The following is a 26,552-nucleotide window of genomic DNA, read 5'->3' as shown; positions in this document are numbered from 1 at the left end:
TAAGTTTTTTGTAAATACTTGAAATCATTTCCCTTTTTAGTTAAGGATATAGTTTGTTCTCGTGGCTCTCGATATGGAGAACCACTAATTTTTATTAAACAATTTGATTCTAACTCTAAAACAAGTTTATTTAATACAGACGAATCTATTGATTCAGATAGAGCAATCGTAGATTTGTCAGCAAGAATTATTTTTACAATTTCATCTTTAGTCATTGTTAGTATTTTAAAGCGTGAATAAACTTCCAACTTATAAAAGTACGACACTGCACAGCTATAATTGGTTGATTATAAGTTAATTAATTTTTGCATATTTCTTTATGCTGTCACAATAATATTGACTTTTTAGGCATATTCCAAATAATCAATATATATTTTATTTAGATTCTACATTTGCCTCGCTATAATTCATTGATAAAGAATGATTTATAATGTATATAAATATTAGTTTTCGGTCTTTTGTGTTTTGAATAAAAATTAGTATATTTGTATAGGTCTTAAATAATTGATTATCAGCATTATAACACGTGTGAAACTTAAACTAAAATCGAAAACCATTACAGCTGCTTGGCTAATCGAAGGCTTTGAAGGATATTTCATCGGTCACGATAATAAAATGTATAGAATAGCCACTCGTCGTGAAATAAGAATGGTGCTTAATGGCTACTCAAAAGGTTATTATCTCAATCGAAAATTTTGTAGTTTAACTTATCTACGTCCGCTACTTCGCAAGATTGAGATTTAATTTATCAAACGGACTCGTTACATTCTTTAATGCCGCATTATGTACGTGCGTATATCGCATGGTTGTAGTGATGTCGCTATGCCCAAGTAACTCCTGAATGTATCGAATATCAACGCCAGATTCCAGTAAATGTGTCGCAAAACTATGCCTAAGCGAATGAATACCAACATGTTTTTTTATTCGACATTGTTTTACCACATTCGCAAAAACTCTTTGCACCGTTCGGGTACAAATGGGGTCAAAATTATAATCTGTTTCAAATAAATACTCTTTGGGTTGATAAACTTTGTAATAACTTCTCAATAAATCTAAAATTTTATCCGACAATACAACATATCTGTCCTTTTTCCCTTTGCCATTTTTTATGAAAATGGTCTTATTTTTACTATTAATGCTGCTAATTTTAATATTTGTGGCTTCACTCAAGCGTAAGCCTGTGGAATAGATGAGGCAAAAAATGGTTCTGAATTTTTGATTCGTGGTTTTCTCTAAAATTTTTTCTACTTCTGTTTGGTGCAACACTTCGGGTAATTGCTTTGCTCGTATAATATTTGGCATCAAAAAGTAACTTTTGGTGGCAATTCCAAGTAGGTTTTCTCGGTAATATTTAAAAGCATTGATGGCCACATTGAGCGATGAAGCACTTTGTTTTCGCTTCGTGACCAAGTAATCAAGATAAGTTTCAAAATGCTCTTTTGAAACCTCTTTGAGAGTTGTTGGACTAAAATAATGAATCATTTTGATGAGATGACTACGATAATTGCTGATGGTTCGATAACTATAATTGCGAACTTTCATGTGCTTGTCCAACGAAATAATAATTGGATGGTTGTAGTCTTCTCGTGTGGCGGGTTTGTTTTTCCAAGAATTATGGTTAAATCTTGAAAAATATTGGTTAATTTCTTCTAACGTAACCTCAGGCTTGTATAAAGTAATGATTGCACTCGAAAATCGGCAATTGTTTTTGCCAAATAGCTTTCCAATCAATATAACATTATGGCGGGTGTTTTCCACAACCCAACATTTACGAGATTGACTCCAACGCCGCTGGGGAATTTGAGTGATGATTTGATTGGAACTTAAATCTTCAAATTCGACCAAAAGAGCATCCGAATTTCTTTTATCAATGTCAATTTTTACCATTATATTTTAAAATTGTGTGTTGGATTTGCAAATTTCTGAAACATCAAAATATGAAGAAACTGGATTTCTTAAAAAAGAAAAGTCGAAACACATTTGATGTAAACTTTGCTGAAACAAAAGAAGTTTTTATTTTTCATTTTTCAAAATCAGATTCATTGTCGAGAATAGTAAAAAATTTTTTTTGACGAAAGTCACCAAATCATTCACTTCGATTTTAGTTAAATACAAATCAGAATTTTGTTGATTTTTGATAAGTCCAAATAAAATTCTTGTTTCTTGGAAAAGTTATATAATTTATTATTCTAAGTCTATTGTGTTTTTTAAGAAAATCCTTGATAAATAGGTATTTAAGATAAGATTTGGTCATCATGTTTATGGTTTTGGATGGAATATTTCGAGAGGCTGTCTAAAAAAAATACAAACTTTTATGGATTTACTTGTTTCATAAAAAAATTGGCAGTACTTTTGCATCTGTATTAAAAAAGGCACATCCGTATTGGAGCCTCTGCGTCAATAAAATCGATTTGAAGAGTTTAGCTCTTTCATTCAATTTCCTTTCAGGGCAGCAACGGATGGTTCTCATCGTTCGCTTTATCATTTTTTTTCGGCTATCGGGGCAATCCACGGTTTTGCGTGAGGACGACAGTGACGTTCCGACTAAAACATTTTATCCTTAATGGAACCAGTAAAATTTTCTGACCTTCCGGTCTCAGAGTACATCCTTCGTGCAGTTGAAGAAATGGGTTTTGAATTCACAACACCTATCCAAGCTCAAGCTATTCCCGTTGTTATGCGTGGTGGCGATTTCATTGGACAAGCTCAGACAGGGACAGGCAAAACGGCTGCTTTTGGTATTCCAGCCATTGAAGCAGTTGATGTTGAAAGTAAAAGTACACAAGTATTAGTAATGTGCCCAACTCGTGAGTTGGCTCTTCAAGTAAAAGAACAAATCCAAAAATTAGCAAAGTATAAAAGAGGCCTTAACGTAGCTGCCATTTATGGTGGAGAGTCGTATGAGCGTCAGTTTTTGGCTTTGAAAAAAGGTTCGCAAATTGTGGTTGGTACACCAGGCCGTATCATGGACCACATTGACCGCAAAACTTTGATATTGAGTGATATTAAATTGGCGATTTTGGATGAAGCTGATGAGATGTTGAACATGGGTTTTAGAGAAGATATTGAAAAAATCTTGTCTTTTGCTCCAGAAGAACGTCAAACAGTATTATTCTCGGCAACGATGTCGCCAGAAATTTTGTCAATTGCGAAACGTTTCCAGAAAAATCCTGAGATTGTTCGTACATTGAAAACAGAAGTTTCAAACGCTAACATTGAGCAATTTTATTTCTCGGTTCGTAGAGAAGCTAAAATGGAAGTAATGACTCGTTTGATAGATGTGCATAATTTGAAATTGATGTTGGTTTTTGCTAACACAAAATCGAAAGTAGATGAAATCGTGAGTGATTTACAAATTCGTGGCTATGCAGCAGAAGGCCTACATGGCGATATGCGTCAGCAAGTGCGTACACAAGTAATGAGTAAATTTCGTGCAGGAACAACCACAATTTTGGTTGCAACTGACGTAGCAGCTCGTGGAATTGACGTATCTGGCGTTGATGCAGTATTTAATTATGATGTACCACAAGATTTAGAATATTACGTGCACCGTATTGGCCGTACTGGTCGTGCAGGAAAAGCAGGAAAAGCATTTATGTTTATTTCGGCTCGTGAAAGAGGTAGTCTTCGTAACATCGAAAATTATACAAAAGCAAAAATTGAGCAAGGAACAATTCCTACTTATGCTGAATTGGTTCAAACACGTCACCAAAGATTTGTTGACCAAGTAAAAGAAGTGCTAACGGCAGGCGTAGATAATTCTTTCGACGGAATTATTGCACAATTGAGTGAAGAAGGATACTCAGAAGCTCAAATTATGTCGGCATTGATTAAAATGCAAGTAGGCGTTGTGAAAAGCGAATTTTCAGATAATCAACTTTCAGACACATTCCGTGAGCCAAGAGGAAACGACAGAGATGCAAGATTTGGTCGTGATTCAAGACCAGCTCCTTATGGCCGTAGAGAAGGCAGTAGCTTTGGTCGTGATGGTGGTGCAAGCCGTGACGGTGTACAACGTGAACGTCGTTTTGAACCAAGAGAAAGACGTAGCGAAAGCCCAACAGGTGGACGAGGTTCGGGCAATGCCGACATGGTTCGTTTGTTTTTGAGCTTAGGTCGCAAAGATAATGTTGCTCCAAATCATATTGTTGGTGCAATTACGTCAGAAACTCGTATTGCAGGTCGTGCGATTGGTCAAATTGATATTTATGACAAATTTAGTTTCGTTGAAGTACCACAAGCTGATGTAAAGCGTGTATTAGACGGAATGCAAGGCAAAACTATTAATGCTCGCCAAGTGAGCATGGAAGTTGCTAAGTAATATTTAGTTAAGATTTTAAAAAAGCGAAGTAGGAGTTTATAAAACTTTTGCTTCGCTTTTTTTATGCGTTTATTGACCAATTTAATTGAGTTTAGGGATATTTTTTCCCAATAACTGTTTCTTTATCAAAAGTAATATTAGCGGATGGAATAATTTTTCTTACTTAGTAGGGATAGATTTTGCTTCATATAATTAAGAAAGAATTTGAGTGAAAAAATGCTATTTCTTGAGTAATTTGCAGGATATTAACTATTCAAAAAAACATTTTCACAGCAAAATTCAACCTTAAAAAATGAAATTATTTTCTTCAAAATCACTGATTATTGTAATTAGTGTGCTTTTTTTTACACGAAATTCGTTGGCTCAAAATAACGCTGAAACTTTTGTTTACGGTGATGCTTTGCCTGATGCTCCCGAACTTTCGGCACGTGGAGAATACAAAATTGGTGTTCGTACACTTGATTTTGTAAATAAAAATCAAGTTGATGTATTGAAATCGAAAGGAGGAGTTGACCCTCTTTATGACCGCCCGCTCAAAGTAGAGGTTTGGTATCCAGCAAATGTATCGGCTGATGTAAAAGAATTAGTAACGTATGACCAAGTAATGGGTTCATCGAATGACCCCAAACGCCCTTTGATTCCGTTTACGTTTTTGGGTCGTGCTGTGCGAGATGCTGCTCCTAAAACAAGCGATGGAGCTTTTCCTTTACTGATTGTTTCACATGGTTATTTGGGGTCAAGATTATTGCTTACTTATTTAACCGAAAACTTAGCATCAAAAGGGTATATTGTTGTAGCCATTGACCACACCGAATCAACGTTTCGAGATGCTTCGCCTTTTCCGAGTACATTGCTGAATCGGTCGAAAGATATATTGTTTATACTCAACCAAATAGCTGATTTAGGAAAAGCAAAAGATGGTTTTTTGTCAGGAATAGTTGACTCAGAAAATACTGCTTTGATTGGTTATTCGATGGGTGGTTATGGTGTATTGAATGTAGCAGGAGCAGGTTATAGCGACCAAATAACTAAAATTTTTGGTTCATTAAGTGGTGGAAGTAAAGCAATTGAAGTTCGAACAAGTTCACACCCAGATTATAGAGCTACGGTTGATAACCGCATAAAAGCTGTTGTTGCATTTGCTCCGTGGGGTATGGAACGTGGAGCTTGGGATGCAGAAAGTTTGAAAGGCTTGAAAATACCGACTTTTTTTGTGGCTGGAAGTCAAGACGATATTTCGGGTTATGAAAAAGGTATCAAAGCAATTTATTCGGGTGCCGTAAATGCGAATCGGTATTTATTAACATATATGAATGCTCGCCATAATGTAGCTCCAAATCCGCCACCAGCCGAATCTTTAAAAGCGGGTTTGCACTTTGATGAATATTATCGCTATGCCGAACCTGCTTGGAACGAACGCCGCATTAATAATATCAATCAACATTTCGTAACGGCGTTTTTGGGTATGCATCTCAAGAAAAAAGATTACGCAAAATACCTCGACCTTAACCAAAACTCAAACGACAAACCATGGACAGGTTTCAAACCTCGTGCGTCGGTAGGTTTAGAAATGCTTCATGCTGAGGCTGGAAAGTAGATTCATAAAAAAAGACTTCGCTTATGCGAAGTCTTTTTTTATAAGAGAATAATTAATACCTCCAACTCGTCAAATCAACACCTTTTGGGGCTGTTTTTTTCATGTCTTCTACCCATTTTGGAATAAACATTCGGTGGTAACGTAGGCGACTAATATAATTTGGTTGGGTGTGGTCACCGTTCCAGCAATGTTCAGCTCTGTCACCATAATCAACTTCGCCTTCATAGGCTGGGCTATTCAAATTTTTTAGCTCGGCTTCTGCCAAATATACTGCGTTATTCAGATAAAAATTATCCATATCACCGCAATATATTCTGATTTTTCCTCGCCATTTGTCACCATATTTTGACCAATCTCGTTTCAAAATATAAGTTAAATCGTAGTTTTCTCGCCAGTATTCGGCTACTTTTTTATCAATTACGCCAGTTTTTTTATCCCAAATTGGTTGCGGATAACCATCCTTTCCGACTGGTGAGAAGACTGCTTCCCAAATATCCCACTGTTGTCCACCTCTTGAATTTGTGCCGAGTGCCAATTCTCGCATATTCATTTCTTTGAGCGTAGCGGTTAGCTGTCCTAAATAATCTCGATACCCAGGACGTTCGGTTTGCTTAAATTCACTTTCGTAGAAATACGCATTTTTATCTTTATAAATATCTACGGTTGTGAAAGCCCGAAAATCAATGGGGTCAGGACAAGCCGCATAACAACCACCATATTCATTTGGATATTTTACCTGCACCGCCAACGCTTCCCAACCACCCGTTGAGCCACCATAAGTAAATCTCGACCAACCTTGGCCAATTCCTCTAAATTGTTTTTCTATGAATGGAATCAATTCGTATGTAATGGCATCGCCATAAGGCCCGATACTTTCGGAATTCACTGCATAAGAATCATCGTAGTAGGGGCAAGCATGCTGAATTTCGATGGCTAATACTCTTGGAAAATTCGGTCCAGTCCACAATTTATAAAAATCGTAGGCTTCCTGTTGGACTATTTTATTATAGCCGTAAATTTTAAATCTTGGACTATAATCATCGGTTGGTATATTGGCATCAGGTGGAGTTGTGCTAAAACCGTCAAAATCACTAGGAAAATGTCCATGAAAAATGGCAAGCGGGTATTTCACATCTTTGTGTTCGTCAAATCCTTCGGGAAGCAAAACATGAGCTCCTATAAACATTGGTCTGCCCCAAAATTCAGTCAAAAGTTTACTCTGAATCTTAATATGTTTGATGTATTTTGTGTCTTTTGGCTCTTCAATTGGTGGAATTGTCTGGTCAATTTTCAGCTCAAAATTTTGAGCAGTTTTAGGGTTTATAGTAACTTTTATGGGCTTAGAGTAAATGTTTCCTGGAGCTAAATTCCATTGTTGTCCTTCACCTCTATCCATTGGAAGTTTGACTACTTTTCCGTCTTTTCGCTTAAAGGTTTCATATTTATGAAGTAATACTTGAACATAGTATTCTCCTGCAGGAATGCTTTTCAAAGCCTGAATTGGATAACCAAAAGTATTTTGAGTGTTCATTGTTTTTGGTTTGTTGGAAGCCCACTTGTCTAAATTTAGGCCAAAAACCATTTGAGTATCGTGGCCATCAAGAATCTGAAATCTGGGTTCAGATTTACTGTTTTTTGAAAGCATCAAAAGCAAGCGACCATCTAAAGAGCCTTGATTCGGGAATTTAACTGTAAAATTAGTTTGTGCAGTTACTGCATAAGTAACCAGCATCAGAAAAGTGAAGAAAGTTTTTTTCATAGTTGATGAGCTGTTTTTACCAAAGTTAAAATTTTTTCAAGGAAAATATATTTCTCAATATGAATTTACTAACAAAATATTCAATAAACCTTTTTGAATATGATTTTTACTACGATTTTTTATGGGCATACCACCCTTTTTGTAACTATCACGTCTATAAAAAAATAAACAGGCTGTTTAAGCCATCTCGTAATTAAAAAATTAAACATAAAAAACACCGTATGAAAAGAAGGGGGATTTTGGTCGTTGGCGTAATGCTGACTTTTATTTCGATTTTTCAAGCTTGTAAAAGTGAAGAAATAACAACTGTTGAAACTGCAACTATCACAGCATTAACTTGTTCTAGTGCTACTTTTTCGGCAACTGCCACAAGCGGAGCTTCTTATACCGCTACCGCAAGTGTACCTTATACAGGTGGAAATGGGGTGGCTTACGAAGCAGGTACAGCCGTTGCTTCTACAGGTGTAACAGGACTAACTGCGACATTATCGGCAGGAACTTTAGCAACAGGTAGTGGAAATGCCAGTTTTGTGATAACGGGAACTCCCACTTCGGCTGGAACAGCTACTTTTGCTATCTCGTTAGGTGGCCAAAGTTGTACATTGTCATTGCCAGTGGCAGTTTCAAAATCTAGCATTTCAACATTAATTTGTACGCTTGCACCTGCCACTGGTACAAATGGCACAGCTTATACAGGTACTGTAACAATGGCTTATACTGACGGTAATGGCGGAACGTATGATGTTTCGACAGCAACTTCTACAGGAGTTGAAGGACTAACAGCAACCGTGGCTGCAGGTACATTAACTAATGGTGCAGGCAACTTGACTTATACGATTTCGGGTACGCCAACATCATCTGGGACAGCGACATTTAATTTGAGTTTAGGCGGACAAAGTTGTACGGTTACACTTGCTATTGCTGTTGGAACTACAAGTACCACAACGGCTGCCAAAGATACTGTTGTGATTGCTTATTCTGGTACAAGTGCTACGGTTAATAATCCATATCAGAGTTCGGGTGTAAGTGTTTCGGTGAGCGGTGCAGACGTAACGGTTACTTCGACCAATACTACAAAAGAAATAGTTTATCTATTGTCGGGTACTGCTTCTAAAGGTAGCTTCAAGATTTATAGTGAATACAGGTATAACATCACTTTGAAAGGTGTAAGTATTACAAACAGTGCTGGCCCTGCTATCAATAGCCAATCAAGTAAAAAAGGGACGATTAATATATTGGCAGGAACAAGCAATACACTGATTGATGGAGCAACTTATGCAACCAGTAAAGAAGACCAAAAAGGAACATTCTTTAGCGAAGGGCAATTGAGTTTTATGGGAACTGGTACATTAAATGTGACAGGAAATAATAAACATGCTATTGTAGCAGATGATTATATTGCTGTCAGCGAAGCAACTATTGTGGTGAAATCGGCCATTAAAGATGGGATTCATGCGAATGATTATTTCTTGATGGATAATGGAACGCTAACAGTAACCTCGTCGAGCGATGGTATTGTGGCCGAAGAAGGTTATGTGACAATCAATGGCGGTACAATAACTGTCAATAGTGTTGATGATGGAATTGCAGCTCCGTATGAAGGAACTGATGCTACCATTACACCTTATGTTTTGGTGAAAGGAGGTAAGTTAGCAGTAACTACAACAGGCGATAAAGGCAATGCTATTAAGAGTGAAAGCTATACTACGATTGGTACATCTGAGTCCGTTACGCTAACGGTTTCGGGTAAAGGCTCGAAAGGTATCAAAACAGGCGGAGATTTTACACTAACTGCTGGTACAGTGAAAATTACAACTTCTGGAGCAGCTTATTATGATACGGAAGATTCGGACATTGCAGCACCTGCGGGTATCAATTGCGATAAAAATTTGGCAATAAAAGGAGGTAACTTGACCATAACTAGCACAGGAAGTGGAGCAAAAGGCATAACTGTGGATGGTACGGCAACGGTTAGTGGCGGTACAACGAATATTTCAGCAACGGGTACAAAATTTACTTATAATTCGACCAATACCAGCGAAGCCAAAGGTATTAAAAGTGATGGAGCTTTTACAATGAATAATGGTGAACTAAACATTGCAGCAACTGATGATGGTATCAAATCAGAAACATCCATTACAGTGAATGATGGTACGCTCAATATCACCAAATCAACCGAAGGAATAGAGTCTAAAATCATTACTTTTGCAGGCGGTATTACAAACGTAACGTCTTCCAATGATGGTATTAATGCTTCAATGGGAACAGTTTCTGGTGGAACTGAATCTAATGACGGTAGCCACATCTACATCAAAGGTGGTATATTAATAGTTACTGGAAGTGACGCAATTGATAGTAATGGAAATATAACAATAACGGGTGGAACTGCCATTGTCGGTGGCCCAACAAACCAACCTGAAGAAGGCATTGATATTAACGGAAATTTTCTTGTTAATGGTGGATTTTTAATTGCTGGGGGTTCTAATGCCAGAATGACTAAAGCCATGACTGCAACTTCAACACAAGTAAGTATGTATCTAACTTCAAGTACACAACTTGCTGCCTCGTCAGTATTGCATATCGAAGACGCTTCTGGAAAAGAAATGCTTACTTTTAAGCCTAAAAATGCCAATTATTATTTCCATTTTTCTAATCCAAGTTTGACAAAAAACACGCAGTATAAAATTTATTTCGGAGGAAGTTATACTGGCGGAAGCTTTGTGGGCAGTTCTTCAGGATGGGGCTTATATACAGGCGGAACGTATTCAAACGCAGGCGGAACATTAAAATCTTCGCCTACAACTTCGGGTACAAATACAGTAAATACTATTTCGTTTTAAAATAAATTAAATTAAAATACGAAAACCGATACGAACATCACGCGTATCGGTTTTTTTTAATACAAGAATATGACGCGACACCTCTTGTGGATTTGTAACACTCCGAATGTGTTTTTCAAGTGCAAGTTTTTCCTATTCACTTTGAATTTTCTAATTATGCTAATTAAATTCATACATTTGGTATATTTTTTTAATATTACTAATGACCAAGAATCATTCAACTAAGGAGTTTGTCTGGGGAGTGTCGCTTTTTGTGGCTTTGTTCGTAAATTTGCCTATAATATTTCTTCAATTACCACGATTAGAAAAATCAGGCATTGCCAAATTAGATATTTTCATTCAAATTGCCGTCTGTTTAATTTACTCAGTATCGTTTATTGAGCTTATATATCGCCATTCAAGAGCGAATTTTTCTAAGTGGAGGCGTATTTTTGATGTAATGCTACATTGTATTGTATTCGTAATTGTTTTATCAATGCTAAATATGATTGTCATTGGTTTATCGTCACGGATGATTCCAACGGTCTTTGCTAGAGGCATTTTGATTGCTATGATAGCCTACTTTTTTAGTAAATTTTCGATTGAAACTGAGCGAAAAAACGAAATTTTGCTTGAAAACGAACACCTAAAAAATGAGAATTTACAAGTGCAACTTACTTCGCTGAAAAACCAATTAAACCCTCATTTTTTATTCAATTCGTTGAATACCCTCAGTTGGCTTATCAATGAAGACAAAGAAAAAAGTCAGCATTATCTACAGAAACTCTCTCAAGTATTAAGGTATTCTTTGAGTATGCAAGAGCAGTCGTTAGTTCCGCTAAAAGAGGAGTTAACATTGGTAGATAGCTATATTTTTTTATTGCAAATAAGATTTGGGGATAACCTGAAAATCACCAAAAATATAGACAATACCGATTTCAGTATTCCACCACTTTCATTACAACTTTTGATTGAAAATGCAATTAAGCATAATATTATTTCTACGAAATCACCTCTAAATATTTGGATTGAATCGAATAAAAATGAAAAAACGCTCATCGTCAAAAATACACTTAATCGTAAGATGAATTCGGAAGGAACAGGCATTGGTTTGGTGAACCTAAACGAGCGATTTAAGATTTTAGCCAACCATGAAATCGAAATTGAAAAAAATGAAGCATTTATAGTGATTTTACCACTGATTCCATGAAAATAGTTATCATTGAGGATGAGTCGGCGGCAGCTAGTCAACTCAAGTTTTTATTAAATCAACTGAATATTAATTGTCAAATTTTGGCAGTAATTGATTCTATTGAAGAAGGAATCAAATGGTTTACCTCGAATGAAAGTCCGAATTTGATTTTTTCTGATATTCAACTAGCCGATGGTGTTTCTTTTGAAATATTCGAACAAATTCAAATCAATGTGCCAATCATATTTACAACTGCTTTTGACGAATATGCAATTCGAGCATTTAAACTAAATAGTATAGATTATATATTAAAACCGATAGATTTAGAGTCGCTAAGTTTTGCTATCGACAAGTTTAATAACCAGCAGTTAGTCAAACAAGAAATGCTCAACGAATTAATAAAACAGCAAGCTTTTTCCCAAAAGAGCTATCGAAAAAGTTTTTTAGTACGATTTAGAGACAAACTTTTACCAATCAAATCTAATGCGTTTGCCTATTTTTTTATTGAAACAGGATTAGTATTTGGGCAATTATTCGATGGCCGTAAATACTTGCTTGATTTTAAACTCGAAGACCTCGAAAATCAATTAGACCCACAAGATTTTATTCGTGCCAATCGTCAATATATACTTTCGAGAGAAAGCATTGTTGAAATCGAACCCTATTTCAATAGTAGAATTTTGGTGAAAATTCGTCCAACTGCTGCATTTGAAGCAATCATTAGTAAAGAAAAAGTTACCTCATTTAAAAAATGGTTTGAGAAAGGTTGATTTTGACGATTCACTTGGCTTTTTTTCCTTTTCACTCATAAATGACTTATTAGACCCCACTTAATTTGAGATTCTATCGTCTATGTCGGTATTAATCAAGAATTAAATATCTCCTACATTTATGAAATTAAAAAATGCATTGCTAAGTTTTGGAATTAGTGCCACATTACTAATCATCGCTTGCGAAAAAACAGACGTTACGTCAACTACCTCTGCTTCAGTCACCGCATTAAATTGCTCATCAGCTACTTTTTCGGGAACACCAACCGCAAGTACAGCTTTCACTGGTACAGCAACAGTTCCATATACAGGTGGAAATGGAGCAGCATATGCTGCTGGTTCAGGTATTGCTTCAACAGGAGTTTCGGGCTTAACCGCTACTTTAACTGCTGGTACATTAGTGTCGGGGGCTGGTTCGGTAACATTTGCAATTACAGGTACACCTTCAACAAGTGGTACTGCTACATTTGCAGTTTCATTGGGAGGACAATCGTGTAGTTTTTCAATGACTGTTTCTACTGCAAGTACTACAGGTGGAACAACAAGTGGAACGGGCTGGTCAATGGAAACAGATATTACTACAATTGTAAAAATGGCTGAGGCTTTTAAAGCTACTTTATCCTCGACCCAAGCAACTTCATTACAAGACACCTATAATAAAGCTCACGCACAAAAATGGTCTAATTTACCCGAAGGATTATACAGAGGAAGGGTAGGGTTACAATCAAGTACATTTTCTACTGCCCAATGGACAGCATTCTACAATCTTTTAAAGTCTGCTACAAGTACCATTGCTAATGAAGGCAATGAAGAATATGTAGGTATTTTAGCAGCAGATGACTATCTGAATTCTATTGGTGGTGGCTCAGATTACGGTTCTGGTAATTATTATATTGCGTTTATTGGAACTCCAAGCACTACTGGATTATGGTGTTTGCAAATTGGTGGGCATCATGGAACAATTATTTATACTTACAAAGATGGAAAAATGACTGGAGGAACTCCATCTTTCCGATCGACAGAACCTTTTCCAAGCTATACTTGGAAAAATGTCACTTATCAGCCTATTGTACAAGAATTAAACACACTTTCTGCCATGCTAAAAGGTTTGAGTTCTTCAGAACTTACTGCAGCAAAACGTTCTTCAACTCAAAACGACCTCATATTAGGGCCTGGTCAGGATGGTAAATTTCCAAGTACTAAATCAGGTGTAAAAGTTGGCGATTTAAGTTCAACGAAAAAAGACTTGGTTTTAGCTGCAATTAAAACATATACAGACGATTTGGATGATAAGGCTGCTGCCGCAGTTTACGCAAAATATAAAGCTGACATTGATAATACTTACATATCTTATTCGGGAACAACAGATTTGACTTCAAAAGGAGATTATGTATTAATTGATGGGCCAAATGTTTGGATAGAGTTTTCGATGCAAGGTGGAATCATAGTGAGAAATGCCAATCATCCACATTCTGTTTGGAGAGATAGAACCGCTGATTATGGTGGAAATTAAGAATCCCAAACGTTTATTTCCTAAGCTCAAATCTAAAAATTGAGCTTAGGTTTTTTTAATTAAAGATTTATATCTTCTTAATGTTATTGATACAATCTATATTCTTTTTTTAGACCTTGTTTGTTAATGGATATGAGATTTTTTAGAAAATACGTTTTTACTCTTCTTGGAATAATTACTTTTTTGTGTGCCGCAATCGAATCTGATGCTCACCCAATGCCTAATTCAACGGTTTTGCTAAATATCCACGAAAAAAATATTTCTGGCGAAATTCAGCTTCCGTTAGGTGAATTACAATCGGCGATAGGAATGCGTGTCAATGATAATTCAACTCGATTGATTGAAAGATTGGGCGATTCTCTAAGAATTTATCTTTTAAAACATATTCGACCGCGAACATTTGATGGTAAACCATGGAAAGTATCACTCGGTTCGATGAAACTTATCGAAACTAAAAGCCGACTTACAGGTGATTATAAAGAGCTTGTGATAGCTTTTACAATGTCTCCTCCGCAGTTTTATGACCTGCGTAATTTTTATTTTGATTATGATGTGATTATTCATCAAGTTATAACACATAAAATTTTGATTGCCATCAAACAAGATTTTATGCAAGGAATAATTGATGAAAGTAGCAATTTTCAAGAAGTTGGAGCAATTACGTTAGATATTCCAAGTGGAACCGTGAAACCTTTTCAACTCAGTCTCCAACAAGGTAGTTTATGGCGAGGGTTCAAAAGTATGGTTTTACTTGGAATCAAACATATTTCAGAAGGAACTGACCACCTTTTGTTTCTTTTGGTGTTATTGTTGCCAATTCCACTAATTTCCAAATTTCATAAATGGGCATCAAATCGCTCTGTTCGTCAGAGTCTTTTTCATATTCTTAAAGTTGTTACGGCTTTTACTATTGGACATTCAATTATGCTTTTGTTTGGTACTTTAGGTTGGATTTTTCTGCCAAGTAAACTCGTTGAAATTATGATTGGCGTCTCTATTTTGGTTTCGGCCATTCATGCAATAAAACCGATTTTCCCCGATAAAGAAACATATATTGCACTTGGTTTTGGGCTAATTCACGGTCTTGCTTTTGCCAATACTCTTGAAAACCTAAATCTCAATACTACCAAAATGGCATTAAGTATTTTGGGATTTAATATCGGTATCGAATTGATGCAATTGCTTGTAATTGTGGCCGTAATTCCATGGTTAATTGTACTTAGCCGAACTTCTTTTTATACAGTATTTAGGCTAGCTGGGGCTTTTTGTGCTGGAATTGCAGCAATCGGCTGGATTATTGAACGATTGTTTGAAAAACAAAATATAATTACCAAATTGATAGAAAAAACTGCAAGTTATGCCATTTGGCTACTTTTCGTTTTGATACTTGGGTCTTTAATTGGCTATTTCTTGGAAAAAAAAGAAACATCTTTTTGATGAATATTTCTTGAATGGTGGTGAAGAAGATTTTTTTTAAAAAGTAAAAATATATTTTGATTTCGCTCAATTAAACGATTCTTGAAAAAACAAAGAACCGTTTAATTGAGCGAAAATTATGTTTAAACCAAATCCCAACCTTTGCGATTTTCTCTCGAAAGTAAGGCATTTGCATCGGCATCGTGTCGGAATTTTTCTTTTTTTGCATTCCAAAGTAATTCCCTTCCTAAACGATACGAAATCAATCCTAAATGCATCGGCATTGTCATCTGACGAGCATATTCTAAATTTGATTGAGGTTGCGTACGATTTTTTACTGCCGTCACAAAATTCTGCTGATGTCCAGCCGAGCGTTCAATTATTTTTGGAATTTCAGGAATATCACTCATCGTCACACCATTAATTGTTATCTCTTTAGTGCTGTAATCACAAATTAATGTGCCTTTTTCTCCTTCAAAATAAGCTCCGATTCCTCGTTTTTCTGCACCAGGTACATTTGGTGGCGTAGAAGTCCAGTAAAGTTTTAAATCTTCAAAATCATACTCAATATCAATCCATTTTGGAGCGTCAGCAATTCCTTCGGGAGCTTCCCCAACGGCTTTGACTTTTGTTAGGTTTTTGGGTGAAATTGACCACCAAACAATATCAGCAATATGGCACCAAAAATCTTGGAAAACACCACCAGAATAATCGAGAAAATAGCGATAACTAAAATGACAACGCTCAGGTGTATATTTTGAGTAAGGAGCTGGCCCTAACCACATATCCCAATTGAGGTTTTCGGGTGGCGTTTGATAATTGGCCGGCCCTAATGTTGGCGGAAAACCTGTTTTCCATAACCTAACTGTTTTTACTTTTCCGATTGCTCCCGATTGGATAATTTCGGCTACTCGATGATAATTTTCTCCAGCATGAATTTGCGTACCTAATTGAAAAATACGGTCGTGTTTTTTCATGGCTTTCAACATTTGCTGGCCTTCACGAACATTGTACGAGAGCGGTTTTTCGCCATACACATCTTTTCCTGCTTGAAAAGCCATAATGGCAACTTGCGAATGCCAATGGTCAGGCGTAGCACAAGTAATGGCGTCAATATCTTTACGTTCTAAAAGATACCTAAAATCGTCATAAGTTTGTGCTTTAGTGCCAGGATTTAGTTCTGTGAGTAGTTTTTGTGCTTTTGCTAAATGATTTTTATCTAAATCGCAAAGTCCAACAACTTCTACTTCGGGCAAAGCCGAAAACCATCTTAAATGTTGCGTTCCCATACCATTTATGCCAATATGAGCAACTCTGAGACGGTCACTTGGAGCAACCTTTTTTATGAAATTTGGCGTAAAAGCAAGCCCAAGAGCAGCAAAGCTACTTTGACGAATAAAATCACGGCGATTTAATTGATTTTGCATTTGGTTGAATGAGGTTTTAGGCGTTGAATAAGTGAAGCAATTTAGAAAAAATAAAATACTTAATGGAGTTTTAACACTTATTTGTATGACATAGTTTTTTATCCATCTTACAGTTTTTCAATATTTATATCAATCCATTGGGCATGTGCTTTTAGCCAAGATTTCATTCGTGCAATTTCTTTTTCATGTGAACCTTTTGTCGAATTTGGCGTAATTCTTTCATCAAGTATATCCCATCTTTCAAAATTTCTAGCAACCATTCCGCTTTCAGTAATTTCTTTTACGAAATTGTCAATCGTTTTATCTAATTGATTATCAGATAGTTGTAACTCTCGAAGTTTTTTCCATCGCAAAATTAATTTGCGTTTGAATACATCATCCGAAATCAAACGTTTCCACCAAAAATGAACCAACCAATTATCAGAAGAACAATATTGATTATATTGAAATACCCAAGCGTGGCGATTCATGCCATCACAAAAACCATTATCCGAACCAAAAGCAATGTCAAAATCCCAGATTGGCCCCATTTGGAGTTTTTTGCCACGGTCTTTTTGTAAAAAAGTACTAAGTCGATATCCGTCGTGGTTTTGCATGAGTTCGGTCAAAATAAAAAAATCAATAAAGCTATCGACATCAATGTAGTGTTGATAACCATTTTGTTCATCCTTAAAATTTTCGGAGGCTAAAGCATTTTCAAATGATGCTATGTAATTTTGAATATAATTTGCTTGAATTGGAGAAATATTCTTAGGTTTCGGATATTCATACAAAAAGTGTGTAACAGTTCGCTTGGTGAGCCGACCTTTGGTGTCAAAGCGAGATGGAAAAGAATTTTCACTCGTATAATTGGTTTCGTCGTTATCATTGCCGACAGTTTTATCAATTTTCAAGATATACCCGCCCGTAATTTTCTCAGCGGAAGTATCGTTTTTACTCAATTTGGCAATATTTATTCGGTCATTGTCTTGTTTCAATTTTTCCATCAAAACATAAAATCCAAGATATTCGCCGTTAATTTCCAATTCTATAAACTTCGTTCGAGCAGTATAGCGACCAATGTCATTTGAAATTTTGTAAGCAACCGTATTTCTTAGCAATGTTTTGTCGCCATAAGGGCCGTGCAGAATCCAAGTAGTGTTTTTCGGTAACCCTAAAATAGCTGCTGGCAATGATTCATCTTTATCATTTCTGAGTTCAAAACCATAAGATTTTTTATCATAAAACATTTGAGAAATTGCTCCTCGCAGTTCAATTCCGATGTTTGAACTAAAAATAGTGCTGTCTCTCAAAACGATGCTCATGCTCGCCTTTCTTTTTGGGGAATCAACTATTTCGTCGGAAGATTTGATAATCATATACGGAATATGACTATTTCGTGGAGTTTTGAGTGTATAATTGCTCTTACTCGAACAATTACAAGTTAGCAAACACAACACAAGTAATGCGTTGATAGTTAAGATAAATTTCATTTTTATAGCTTTTTCAATTTGGAAGTAATTTATTAGATTTATTGCTAAATCACAAAAAAAAGCGAAGCAAATAATCTACTATTTGGTTCGCTTTTAAATCTGCTAAATATTTTCTTTTGATTCGAAAAAACAATAAAAATTTACAAAAATTGCATTAACCATTCTTTGGCTTTTTTGTCATTTGTAAATGATTTTATTGGGATGGGCGGTTGCTGAAATTTGAACAAAATACTCATAATCAATTGCGATAGTCCTGGTTTTGAAACCATTGCCATTGCTTTATAAACGTTGGGAAGTTGTTCTGTAGAAAACTTGCGAGTTTGCTTATCAGGAATGGGCGAATCGCATAAGTAAATAAGTAACGGAACAGCTTTATTATTAGTTATTTTTTTTACCAAGGCAATGTTTTCAGAAATATTTTTAACAGTCCTTTTTGGGTTTTTAGAAAATGAAAAAAGGATGCCGTCATTATCCAAATAATAATCGGCAATTTCGCCTTTAATTAATTCAAAATTGTCGTTTTTTAACATGGGAATTCTGCCAAAATGTTGCAATTATAATACTTGTCAGCAAGCTATTCTTCATGATAATAACCAAAAATAATTCCCATTTCGTCTTCAGTTGTAAGACCAAATTTGATGTTTTTGTCAGAAGTATTATTGTATGTAATTCTTGAAGTTAAACCTTCGCCTTTTTTAAGAGATATATTAGGTAAATAATCAATTTTTTCGGGATGTTCCCAGTTCGTAGAAGTATATACGATTTCGCCGTTTCTTGCACCACCTTTAATCAAAATTTCAAATTTTTCTCCAAATTTATGTGTGTGCGAAAATAGCATTACAATTTTCACATTGGTATCGAAAGTAAAATCTTTTGAAATTACAACACGTTGTTTGGCTGGAATATTTAAGTTTTGATTGCCAAAATCAATAACTTTCAAAACATTTTTGACATTCTCTTTTTTTGTTGTAAAAAGATTAATATCAACTTCGCCTGGAATGGGTTTAGTGCCTTTGTTGTAATAGTGCGAGTTCATATCAAATGTTGCATTGGCAGGCACTTCAACGGCTGTTCCTGTAGGAAAAGTATAATCTGAATTTACTTCGCTTCCTCCAAAATTGAAAATATGATTACCCATTTGGGTAAATGTTACTAGGTTATAAGTGCCATCGCTATTTCTCAAATCACGTACTTGATTGATGGGGGCAAGGTTCAAATTATTTCTAAATCCATAAAGAATAAAATGATGACTTCCTGGACGCATACTAATTTGTACGCGATTGACATAAACCGTTTCGGTATTGCCGAGCGGTTTTCTGACAAAAAATTCACGTTCAAAATTAGGTGTTACATCAAATTTATCCAAAGTCATTTGATAACCAGTTCCGATAGCAGGGGCAGGTAAACCCACAAATGTTTCAGTGCTAGGCGTTGTGTCATTCAGCAATGAAGCATCTGCAACACTTCCTTTTTCGGGAGCTCCCGCCTCAATCCAACGTCTAATAAATTCTATTTGTCCAACCGAAAGTAAGTCGCCTCCCAAAGGCATAATCGCACCGTAGCTTTTGCCACCGTGATGATTTACATCATAAAATAGCTTGTGATATAACAAACTTTCGAGTGATTTAAACGCTTTTACTCGTTTCAAACCGTCTTGTTTTGCTCCAATATGTTTTGGGTCGATTTCAAACAAATTTTTGTAGGCCTTTCCTTTTGCCAAAACCAAACCATGTTGCGGATAAGTTCCGTCAGACTCAGAAGCGTGGCAGCCTGTTATTGCACAACTTTTGGTAAGAATTTTTTCTTGTAACAAATCGAAACTTGCTGAATTCGCCGAGATTTGTTCTTGTTTTGTGCAAGAATTTATCAAAATTGAAGTCAAAATTAGAGCTGTCGAAAGCGAAGCCAATAGCGAATATTTCATAAATGTCCTTAAAATCGTTTGAAAGTTTAAACGAAAATACTGAGAAAATATTGATTTTGACTAAAACCTAATCAATTGGTTTAACTACTTGCTCAATTTTTCACGTTGTCCAACGTAAAGTCCAACAATTACCAATGCTGTCCCCAAAAAAGTATGATAAGTAATAGGTTCGTTGAGTAAAAAATAGGAATAAGTAAACCCAAATATTGGACAAAGAAAAAGGAAAAAAGAAGCTTTTACAGCATCTACTTTTAACAAATATAACCAAAGATTCACTGCGATTATTGACACAGGAACAATCAACCAAATTTCTGATAGTAAGAAAGTTAAATCATAATTATTGGGTGAATTGTGCATCAAAAAAGTAAGAGGAAGCATCAAAATTCCACCTAAAAAAACTTGCCAACCGTTAATAGCCGTTCGAGTAAGTTTCCAGTCGATGTTAGAATAATAAATCGTTCCAACAGAATAGGAAAGCATACATAAAAACATGTAAAGTAGCCCAACAGGCGTTGCATAACTGTTTTGAATCAATGGAAAACAAGCAATGCCAACACCAATCATCCCTAAAAGTACAGCAAACCACTCTGAAAATTTTATATTTCGCCCTAACCAAAAAGCAGATAATACACTGATAAACAACGGATTAGTTGCCGTCGAAAGACTACCAATTCCTGCAGCAACTTCTTTTACGCCTAACACAAAAAAACTCAAATAAAGCGTTACATTCAGTAAGCCAAAAATGGCCAATTCTTTCCATTCTTTTCCTTTCGGAAGCCTGTCTTTTTGAATAAAATAAGAATAAACGAGCATACCAATGCCTGCTACCAAAAATCTAACTTGGAAAAGTACCAAAGGTTCAACCGAACGTAGTCCAATTTTTGCTGCTGCCGAAGCTGAAGCCCAAAGTGCGGCAAATATTATTCCGAGAAAGATGGTTTTTAAGTTCAATTTATTATTTATTTAAATACCTGATAATCAATTATTTGTGATTAAGTCAATTGCATTCTGAGTGGTTTGTTTTATTACGTCACTCAACTGAATTTGTTTGATTTCGGCAATTCGTTTGGCTACTAATTCAATATACAAAACCTCATTTCGTTTACCTCGATGAGGCACAGGAGCAAGGTAAGGAGAATCGGTTTCAAGAACAATGTTTTTCAAATCAATGAAAGGTAAAATATTGTCCATTCCTCCATTTTTGAAGGTTGCAACACCGCCAATACCCAATAAAAAATTGATTGAAATTATTTGTTGGGCTTCCTCCAAATTTCCTGAAAAACAGTGAAAAATACCTCTTAATTCGCTCCAACCAAATGCTTTTATAAGTTCAATACAACGAAGAATGGCATTGTGTTCGTTATTTTTTGAATTGCGAGAATGGATACAAATTGGCAAATTATACTTTTTGGCTAACGCTAATTGTCGCAAAAAAACCTCTTCTTGTTGAGCTACAAACGTTAAATCCCAATAGAAATCAATGCCGATTTCACCAATCATGATAAATTTCCTTTTTTCAAGCCATTGCTCAACTATCGCTAATTCATCTTCAAAATTTTCTTTTACATAACATGGATGCACGCCCATCATTGCATGACAAATATTGGGATATTGGTTCTCCAACGTCAACATCCCTTCAATGGTTTCGTGGTCGCAATTAGGCATCCAAATTTGTTTTACCTCAGCCCCAAAAGCTCTTTCGAGCATCGAGTCACGGTCTTCGTTAAATTGCTCATCATAAATATGTGCGTGGGTTTCTATCATTTTTAATATAATTTTTTCAAATGGACTTCAAGAAAGCCAATCTAGATTCTGTTTTTTTTAATTAAATAATTATGGCAAAAATACGATTGAAAAAATCAAAAACCTTAACTTTGACAATAAAACCAGTTAAAATGAAAGTTTCTGTTGTAATTATCACACTCAATAATAATCGAACAATTAGAGCAGTTTTGGCAGCCATTGTTGGGTGGGCTGATGAAATTTTGATTGTAGATAGCGGTAGTACCGATGAAACAATTAATGTAGCTAATGAGTTTGGATGCAAAACCATGTACCGCAAATTTGATGGTTTTGGTACTCAAAAATATTTTGCTGTTGAACAAGCAAAAAACGATTGGATATTTATTGTTGATGCAGACGAAGTAGTGACAAAAGAATTGAAAGATGAAATTGATATTGTATTACAAAGTGCTGATTATCAGGGTTATATGATTCCAAACACATTGGTTTTTTTGGGTGGAATTATGCGATATGGACGAGAATATAAAATGCCTCATTTACGCCTTTTTAATAAGAAATTTGGTAATTATAACGACCGTGAAGTACATGAAGACGTGGTTTTAAACGGTAAAATTGCAGTACTGAAAAACCATGTTTTGCATTATAGTTATGCCAATTTAGCAGAGGTTTTTCAGAAAATGAACAATTATTCAACCAGAGGAGCGAGTGAATTGTACAAACGAGGAAAGAAAGCGTCTTTGTTGAAAATCATCACGAAATTTCCTATAACTTTTTTGACAGAATACCTTGTTAGACTTAATTTTTTGAACGGATATCGTGGCTTTGTTTGGGCATTTTCCCAAGCAGTTTATGCTACTATGAAGTATTTGAAGTTAAAGGAATTAAACGTAAATTAATAATCAATGACCAAAATTGGACTGATATCAGATACACATGGATTCCTTGATTCAACGGTGTTTGAGCATTTTAAAGATTGCGACGAAATTTGGCATGCGGGAGATATTGGTTCAGTTGAAATAATTGATAAACTGCAAGATTTTAAGCCAACAAGGTTTGTTTTTGGGAATATTGATGCAAAAGAAATTCAGTGGGAAGTGCCTGAAAATCAATATTTTACCATTGAAGGATTTGATGTTTGGATGACACATATTGGAGGAACTCCGCCTAATTATAATCCTGTAGTAAAAAAGAAATTGAAAGAACAAATACCCGATATTTTTGTCTGTGGACATTCACATATTTTAAAGGCAATGCGAGATGAAAAACTCAATAATATGATTTTTTTAAATCCTGGTGCGGCTGGGAAAGAAGGTTTTCATAAAATGAAAACTTTGCTTAGATTTACACTTGATAATCGAAAAATGGCTAACTTGGAAATTGTTGAGTTAGGTCTTCGTGGGAAGTGATTATTTTGAACAAATATGATGAAAAGCTATTCAAATAAACTATTTATTCTGTTTTTTTTATTGCTGTCTTTCTCAGTTTCAGCTCAATTGACGCAAGGCAAGCGAATTGAATTTGAACGACGTACCGATATTGATGAGGAAAATTTGTTGATTCCAATGCAAGAAAATGGTGTGTTGTTAATGCAATCAAAAATAGAACCATTTCGTAGAAAATTCATAATTGATTTTTATAAATATGATAGTACTTTGACCCAAATTTGGAGAAATTCTTTTGTTCCCGAACCAGAATTGGATTTACTCAAAACATTTAAAAACGAGCATTTTTTCTACGTTTTATTCAGAAAATCGGATAAAATTGACATTGGTGTTTTACGTATTGATTTAGAAACTGGTGACAAGACTTATGTAGAAGGAAATTTGCTTACCAACATGGAAATTGAACATTTTGTTGTTTTACAAAGTAAGGCTTTTATTGGCGGAAAATTTAATGATAGACCCGTGGTGGTGATGTTTAGCTTTTTCGATAAAACATCAAAAGTTTTGCCAGAAGTTCATAGTAATAACTTAGTTATCAATGAGTTAGATGTTGACGAAAAGGGTAATTTCTTGTATTTAATGTTGAAAAACGACCGTAATTGTCAGTTTATTTTGAAAAAGTATTCTTATGAAGGAAAAGCAATTAGTGCTTTAGCATTGGGTGATAAGCAGCTTACGCCAATTTCGGGTGAAATATTGAATCTTGATAAAGATACCGAAGACCAGCATCCGATTTTGATGGGAAATTATGCTGAAGGTTGTTCGTTGTTTGCATTGGGCTTTTACTTAAAACATTTGAATGATGACTCTAATATTCAATATATCAATTTTGCTGATTTGAATCATTTCTTCAGTTTTATGAATCCAAAGCGTGAAGAGAAGATTAAACTTAGAATCAAGCAAAAAAAGCAGAAAGGCAAAGATATAAAATTACGTTATCGGTTACTTTTACATGATATTATTCAAACAAATGATGGTTGGGTGATGGTTGCAGAAGTTTTTTATCCCGAATATAAAACCACACCAAGTAGTACAGGTTGGAACAATTGGCGTAATTATCGAATCGGAAATGATGTTTATAATAATTTCCGCTATTCACACGCTATCATTTGTGGGTTTGATAAAAATGCTAAACTTATTTGGGATAATAGTGTGTCTTTAAAAGACATCGAAAGCAGCGAATTGAACGCCAAAGTACAAATTACACTACAAGATGATTATCAAATTTTGGCGTATCCTGATGAAAGTTTAATCCGAACTGTTGTGATAAAAGGTAATGAAAAAGTGAAAAACCTAGAGAATTTCGACCTCAAAACAAATTCTGAAACTGAAAAAATAGTCGATACGGAACGAACAAATTTAGCTGCCTGGTATGGCCATAGTTTCTTGGCTTATGGGTATCAGAGTGTGAGAAAGAATAATGAAATTTTGAATAACGATGTTTTTTATATTACTAAACTCACTTATAATTTTAAGGAAGAAAATAAAAATTAATCAACTAAAACCTTGATTCTAAGTTGTTTAGCTAGTTTTTCTCCTTCTTTTTTATTCATTAAATACAAAGCCGTAGAAAGCCAATCTGAAGTAGTTCCATTAGTAGCAATTACGCTAATTTGATGTGGTTGACTAAAACCAAGACCTGTTTTTGGGTCGAGAATGTGTGCATATTTATTGCCATCAATTTCAACGAATTGAAAGGCATCACCTGAAGTTGATACACCACAATTTTTTAGATAAAATTTCTGTTTTTTAATGATTATTTCCCAACCTTTTGGAGTGTCGGTTGGCGAATCTGAAATCAAGATATTTCCTCCAGCTTCAATCATTGCTGATTTTACGCCATTTTGTTCCAAAATTTTCATCATTTCATCTTCAGCGAAACCTTTTCCAATTCCACCAAAATCAATTCTCATTCCTTTTTTTGTCAATTGAATTGATTGATTTTTACTGTTAAATATAATATTCTTGATGCCAATTTTAGCACGTGCTTCATCAATTTGATGCTGACTTGGTAATTGCTTTTGGCGTTTCATTCGTCGCCAAAGTTGTGTCATCGGGCCAATTGTTATATCAAAATATCCTTTAGATAATTTTTCAGCTTTAACTGATTCTTTTAAAATTTGCCACAAATCGTTACTTACTTTGATAAATTCGCCCGTTCCAGATTTCTGACATAAACGATTGATTTCGCTATCTTCACGATAATCGCTTAGAGCGAGATTTAATTCATCGAGTTTGATAAAAGCTTTTTGTGAAGCGTTTATGGCTGTGCTTGAATCATGGGCGTAAAGAATTATTCTAAACATTGTTCCCATTTGAGGGTGAGAAAATTCAAAGCGTTTTTGTGCAGAAGTTGAAAAACACAAAAGGAGTAATAGCCATAAAATGCTATTACTCCTTTTGAAGTGATTAAAAATATAAGCCATTACTTAGTTAATTGTAAATAAAGCATCAGCTAAGTTTGTATTCGCTTGAATTTTTGTTGCTGTTAAAGCCAATTGCATCATACCTAAATCTTGACTGATTTTATGAGCGATCTTAACGCCACTTACATCTTTATAATCAGAGAAATCTGAAGTTACATCTTGCTTGCCCATTGGCGTTTCAGCAGAAATTATTTGACGAATTTTAAGACCAGTTGCTACATCATAAAATTCGAGCATTTTTGTTTCGCCAACAGTTACTTCAATTTTGTGAGCTTCTACTTCACCAACTTTTTCTTTGCCGATGTAAGTAAGTTTTGCACCCATTTCGCCATAACTTGCTTCTGGAACAATTAACCCTTGCATTGAAATAGCTTTTACTTTTTCAGCATCAGTTATATCTTGTGAACCTTGCATTCCTCCAACTTGTGCTTTAGTTCCATCGCAAACTGTTTTTGAAACTTCGCCCATTCCGGCAATGCTTACGGTTTGAATAAATTTATTAGCAGGTTTTTTCTGATATAAAATTTCTAATGATTGTCCTTGTACTTCGCCAGTCATGTTCATGGTCAAGTCTTTGATTTGTGCAATGGCATCTTTTCCGCCAACTGCTTTCACATAGTTTGCTACCACTTCTTCTGCTGTTTGTGCGAAGGTTAAAGTGCTTATTAATAGTGCTGATAGTACAAAACTAATTTTTTTCATTGTGTTTTTAATAATTTAGATTTTAAAAC

The 26,552-nt window shown here is 35.2% G+C and carries 22 protein-coding genes; 11 read left to right on the top strand and 11 right to left on the bottom strand.

Features of this window, described 5'->3' with window-relative positions; all coding sequences use genetic code 11:
• Positions 1–215 (bottom strand): hypothetical protein (locus MJQ71_RS18810; protein ID WP_238808481.1); only part of this gene is annotated, 215 nt, incomplete at its 3' end.
• Between the two features lie 313 nt (positions 216–528).
• On the opposite strand from MJQ71_RS18810, the gene MJQ71_RS18805 reads away from it, so the two are divergent.
• Positions 529–744, top strand: a complete 216-nt coding sequence (locus tag MJQ71_RS18805) for a hypothetical protein (RefSeq protein ID WP_238808480.1) — start codon at positions 529–531, stop codon at positions 742–744.
• On the opposite strand, the gene MJQ71_RS18800 is transcribed toward MJQ71_RS18805, so the two are convergent.
• A complete protein-coding gene (locus MJQ71_RS18800) occupies positions 721–1,887 on the bottom strand; it encodes a tyrosine-type recombinase/integrase (RefSeq protein ID WP_238808479.1) in 1,167 nt (388 codons plus the stop codon). The genes MJQ71_RS18805 and MJQ71_RS18800 overlap by 24 nt on opposite strands.
• 676 nt (positions 1,888–2,563) lie before the next feature.
• Between MJQ71_RS18800 and MJQ71_RS18795 the strand changes: the two genes are divergently transcribed.
• Entirely contained in the window at positions 2,564–4,321 is a 1,758-nt protein-coding gene (locus tag MJQ71_RS18795) for a DEAD/DEAH box helicase (protein WP_238808478.1), read from the top strand.
• A 292-nt stretch (positions 4,322–4,613) separates the two neighbouring features.
• Positions 4,614–5,918: an alpha/beta hydrolase family protein gene (locus tag MJQ71_RS18790; RefSeq protein WP_238808477.1), complete on the top strand. Its 1,305-nt coding sequence runs from the start codon at positions 4,614–4,616 to the stop codon at positions 5,916–5,918.
• A gap of 52 nt (positions 5,919–5,970) precedes the next feature.
• On the opposite strand, the gene MJQ71_RS18785 is transcribed toward MJQ71_RS18790, so the two are convergent.
• Positions 5,971–7,677 (bottom strand): alpha/beta hydrolase, encoded by a 1,707-nt coding sequence (locus MJQ71_RS18785; protein WP_238808476.1) that lies wholly within the window; start codon positions 7,675–7,677, stop codon positions 5,971–5,973.
• A 221-nt stretch (positions 7,678–7,898) separates the two neighbouring features.
• On the opposite strand from MJQ71_RS18785, the gene MJQ71_RS18780 reads away from it, so the two are divergent.
• The 5 genes from MJQ71_RS18780 (at position 7,899) to MJQ71_RS18760 (ending at position 15,408) form a co-directional block, all read left to right on the top strand.
• On the top strand, positions 7,899–10,517 hold the full coding sequence (locus MJQ71_RS18780) for a carbohydrate-binding domain-containing protein (protein ID WP_238808475.1): 2,619 nt from the start codon (positions 7,899–7,901) through the stop codon (positions 10,515–10,517).
• Positions 10,518–10,719: 202 nt separating this feature from the next.
• Positions 10,720–11,706: a sensor histidine kinase gene (locus MJQ71_RS18775; RefSeq protein WP_238808474.1), complete on the top strand. Its 987-nt coding sequence runs from the start codon at positions 10,720–10,722 to the stop codon at positions 11,704–11,706.
• Positions 11,703–12,458: a LytR/AlgR family response regulator transcription factor gene (locus tag MJQ71_RS18770; RefSeq protein ID WP_238808473.1), complete on the top strand. Its 756-nt coding sequence runs from the start codon at positions 11,703–11,705 to the stop codon at positions 12,456–12,458. The genes MJQ71_RS18775 and MJQ71_RS18770 overlap by 4 nt, the downstream gene beginning before the upstream one ends.
• A gap of 121 nt (positions 12,459–12,579) precedes the next feature.
• Positions 12,580–13,971 (top strand): DUF3500 domain-containing protein, encoded by a 1,392-nt coding sequence (locus MJQ71_RS18765; protein ID WP_238808472.1) that lies wholly within the window; start codon positions 12,580–12,582, stop codon positions 13,969–13,971.
• A gap of 132 nt (positions 13,972–14,103) precedes the next feature.
• Positions 14,104–15,408 (top strand): HupE/UreJ family protein, encoded by a 1,305-nt coding sequence (locus MJQ71_RS18760; protein WP_238808471.1) that lies wholly within the window; start codon positions 14,104–14,106, stop codon positions 15,406–15,408.
• Positions 15,409–15,530: 122 nt separating this feature from the next.
• Here MJQ71_RS18760 and MJQ71_RS18755 read toward each other — a convergent pair whose 3' ends face one another.
• The 6 genes from MJQ71_RS18755 to MJQ71_RS18730 all read right to left on the bottom strand — a co-directional run bounded on the left by MJQ71_RS18755 (position 15,531) and on the right by MJQ71_RS18730 (position 21,974).
• Positions 15,531–16,814: a Gfo/Idh/MocA family protein gene (locus MJQ71_RS18755; RefSeq protein WP_238808470.1), complete on the bottom strand. Its 1,284-nt coding sequence runs from the start codon at positions 16,812–16,814 to the stop codon at positions 15,531–15,533.
• A 107-nt stretch (positions 16,815–16,921) separates the two neighbouring features.
• Positions 16,922–18,286, bottom strand: coding sequence for a CotH kinase family protein (locus tag MJQ71_RS18750; protein ID WP_238808469.1), 1,365 nt, complete (start codon positions 18,284–18,286; stop codon positions 16,922–16,924).
• Between the two features lie 140 nt (positions 18,287–18,426).
• Positions 18,427–18,816 (bottom strand): DUF7793 family protein, encoded by a 390-nt coding sequence (locus tag MJQ71_RS18745; RefSeq protein ID WP_238808468.1) that lies wholly within the window; start codon positions 18,814–18,816, stop codon positions 18,427–18,429.
• 44 nt (positions 18,817–18,860) lie between these two features.
• Positions 18,861–20,210, bottom strand: a complete 1,350-nt coding sequence (locus MJQ71_RS18740) for a monooxygenase (protein ID WP_238808467.1) — start codon at positions 20,208–20,210, stop codon at positions 18,861–18,863.
• An 84-nt stretch (positions 20,211–20,294) separates the two neighbouring features.
• A complete protein-coding gene (locus MJQ71_RS18735) occupies positions 20,295–21,161 on the bottom strand; it encodes a DMT family transporter (protein ID WP_238808466.1) in 867 nt (288 codons plus the stop codon).
• 27 nt (positions 21,162–21,188) lie between these two features.
• On the bottom strand, positions 21,189–21,974 hold the full coding sequence (locus MJQ71_RS18730) for a TatD family hydrolase (protein WP_238808465.1): 786 nt from the start codon (positions 21,972–21,974) through the stop codon (positions 21,189–21,191).
• Positions 21,975–22,045: 71 nt separating this feature from the next.
• Here MJQ71_RS18730 and MJQ71_RS18725 point away from each other — a divergent pair, with 71 nt between their 5' ends.
• The 3 genes from MJQ71_RS18725 to MJQ71_RS18715 are packed head-to-tail and all read left to right on the top strand — an operon-like array spanning position 22,046 to position 24,889.
• Positions 22,046–22,849, top strand: a complete 804-nt coding sequence (locus MJQ71_RS18725; protein WP_238808464.1) for a glycosyltransferase family 2 protein — start codon at positions 22,046–22,048, stop codon at positions 22,847–22,849.
• A 6-nt stretch (positions 22,850–22,855) separates the two neighbouring features.
• A complete protein-coding gene (locus MJQ71_RS18720; protein WP_238808463.1) occupies positions 22,856–23,359 on the top strand; it encodes a metallophosphoesterase family protein in 504 nt (167 codons plus the stop codon).
• 15 nt (positions 23,360–23,374) lie between these two features.
• A complete protein-coding gene (locus tag MJQ71_RS18715; RefSeq protein WP_238808462.1) occupies positions 23,375–24,889 on the top strand; it encodes a hypothetical protein in 1,515 nt (504 codons plus the stop codon).
• Here the strand turns inward: MJQ71_RS18715 and MJQ71_RS18710 are convergent.
• Both MJQ71_RS18710 and MJQ71_RS18705 read right to left on the bottom strand, forming a co-directional pair.
• Positions 24,886–25,701 (bottom strand): FAD:protein FMN transferase, encoded by an 816-nt coding sequence (locus MJQ71_RS18710; RefSeq protein ID WP_238808461.1) that lies wholly within the window; start codon positions 25,699–25,701, stop codon positions 24,886–24,888. The genes MJQ71_RS18715 and MJQ71_RS18710 overlap by 4 nt on opposite strands.
• Before the next feature lie 123 nt (positions 25,702–25,824).
• Positions 25,825–26,523: a LolA-like protein gene (locus MJQ71_RS18705; RefSeq protein ID WP_238808460.1), complete on the bottom strand. Its 699-nt coding sequence runs from the start codon at positions 26,521–26,523 to the stop codon at positions 25,825–25,827.
• Positions 26,524–26,552: the final 29 nt, after the last annotated feature.

Origin of the sequence: Emticicia aquatica, assembly GCF_923079645.1 — a bacterium.
Taxonomy (GTDB): Bacteria; Bacteroidota; Bacteroidia; order Cytophagales; family Spirosomataceae; genus Emticicia; species Emticicia aquatica.
This window is presented reverse-complemented; position numbering and strand designations above follow the sequence as displayed.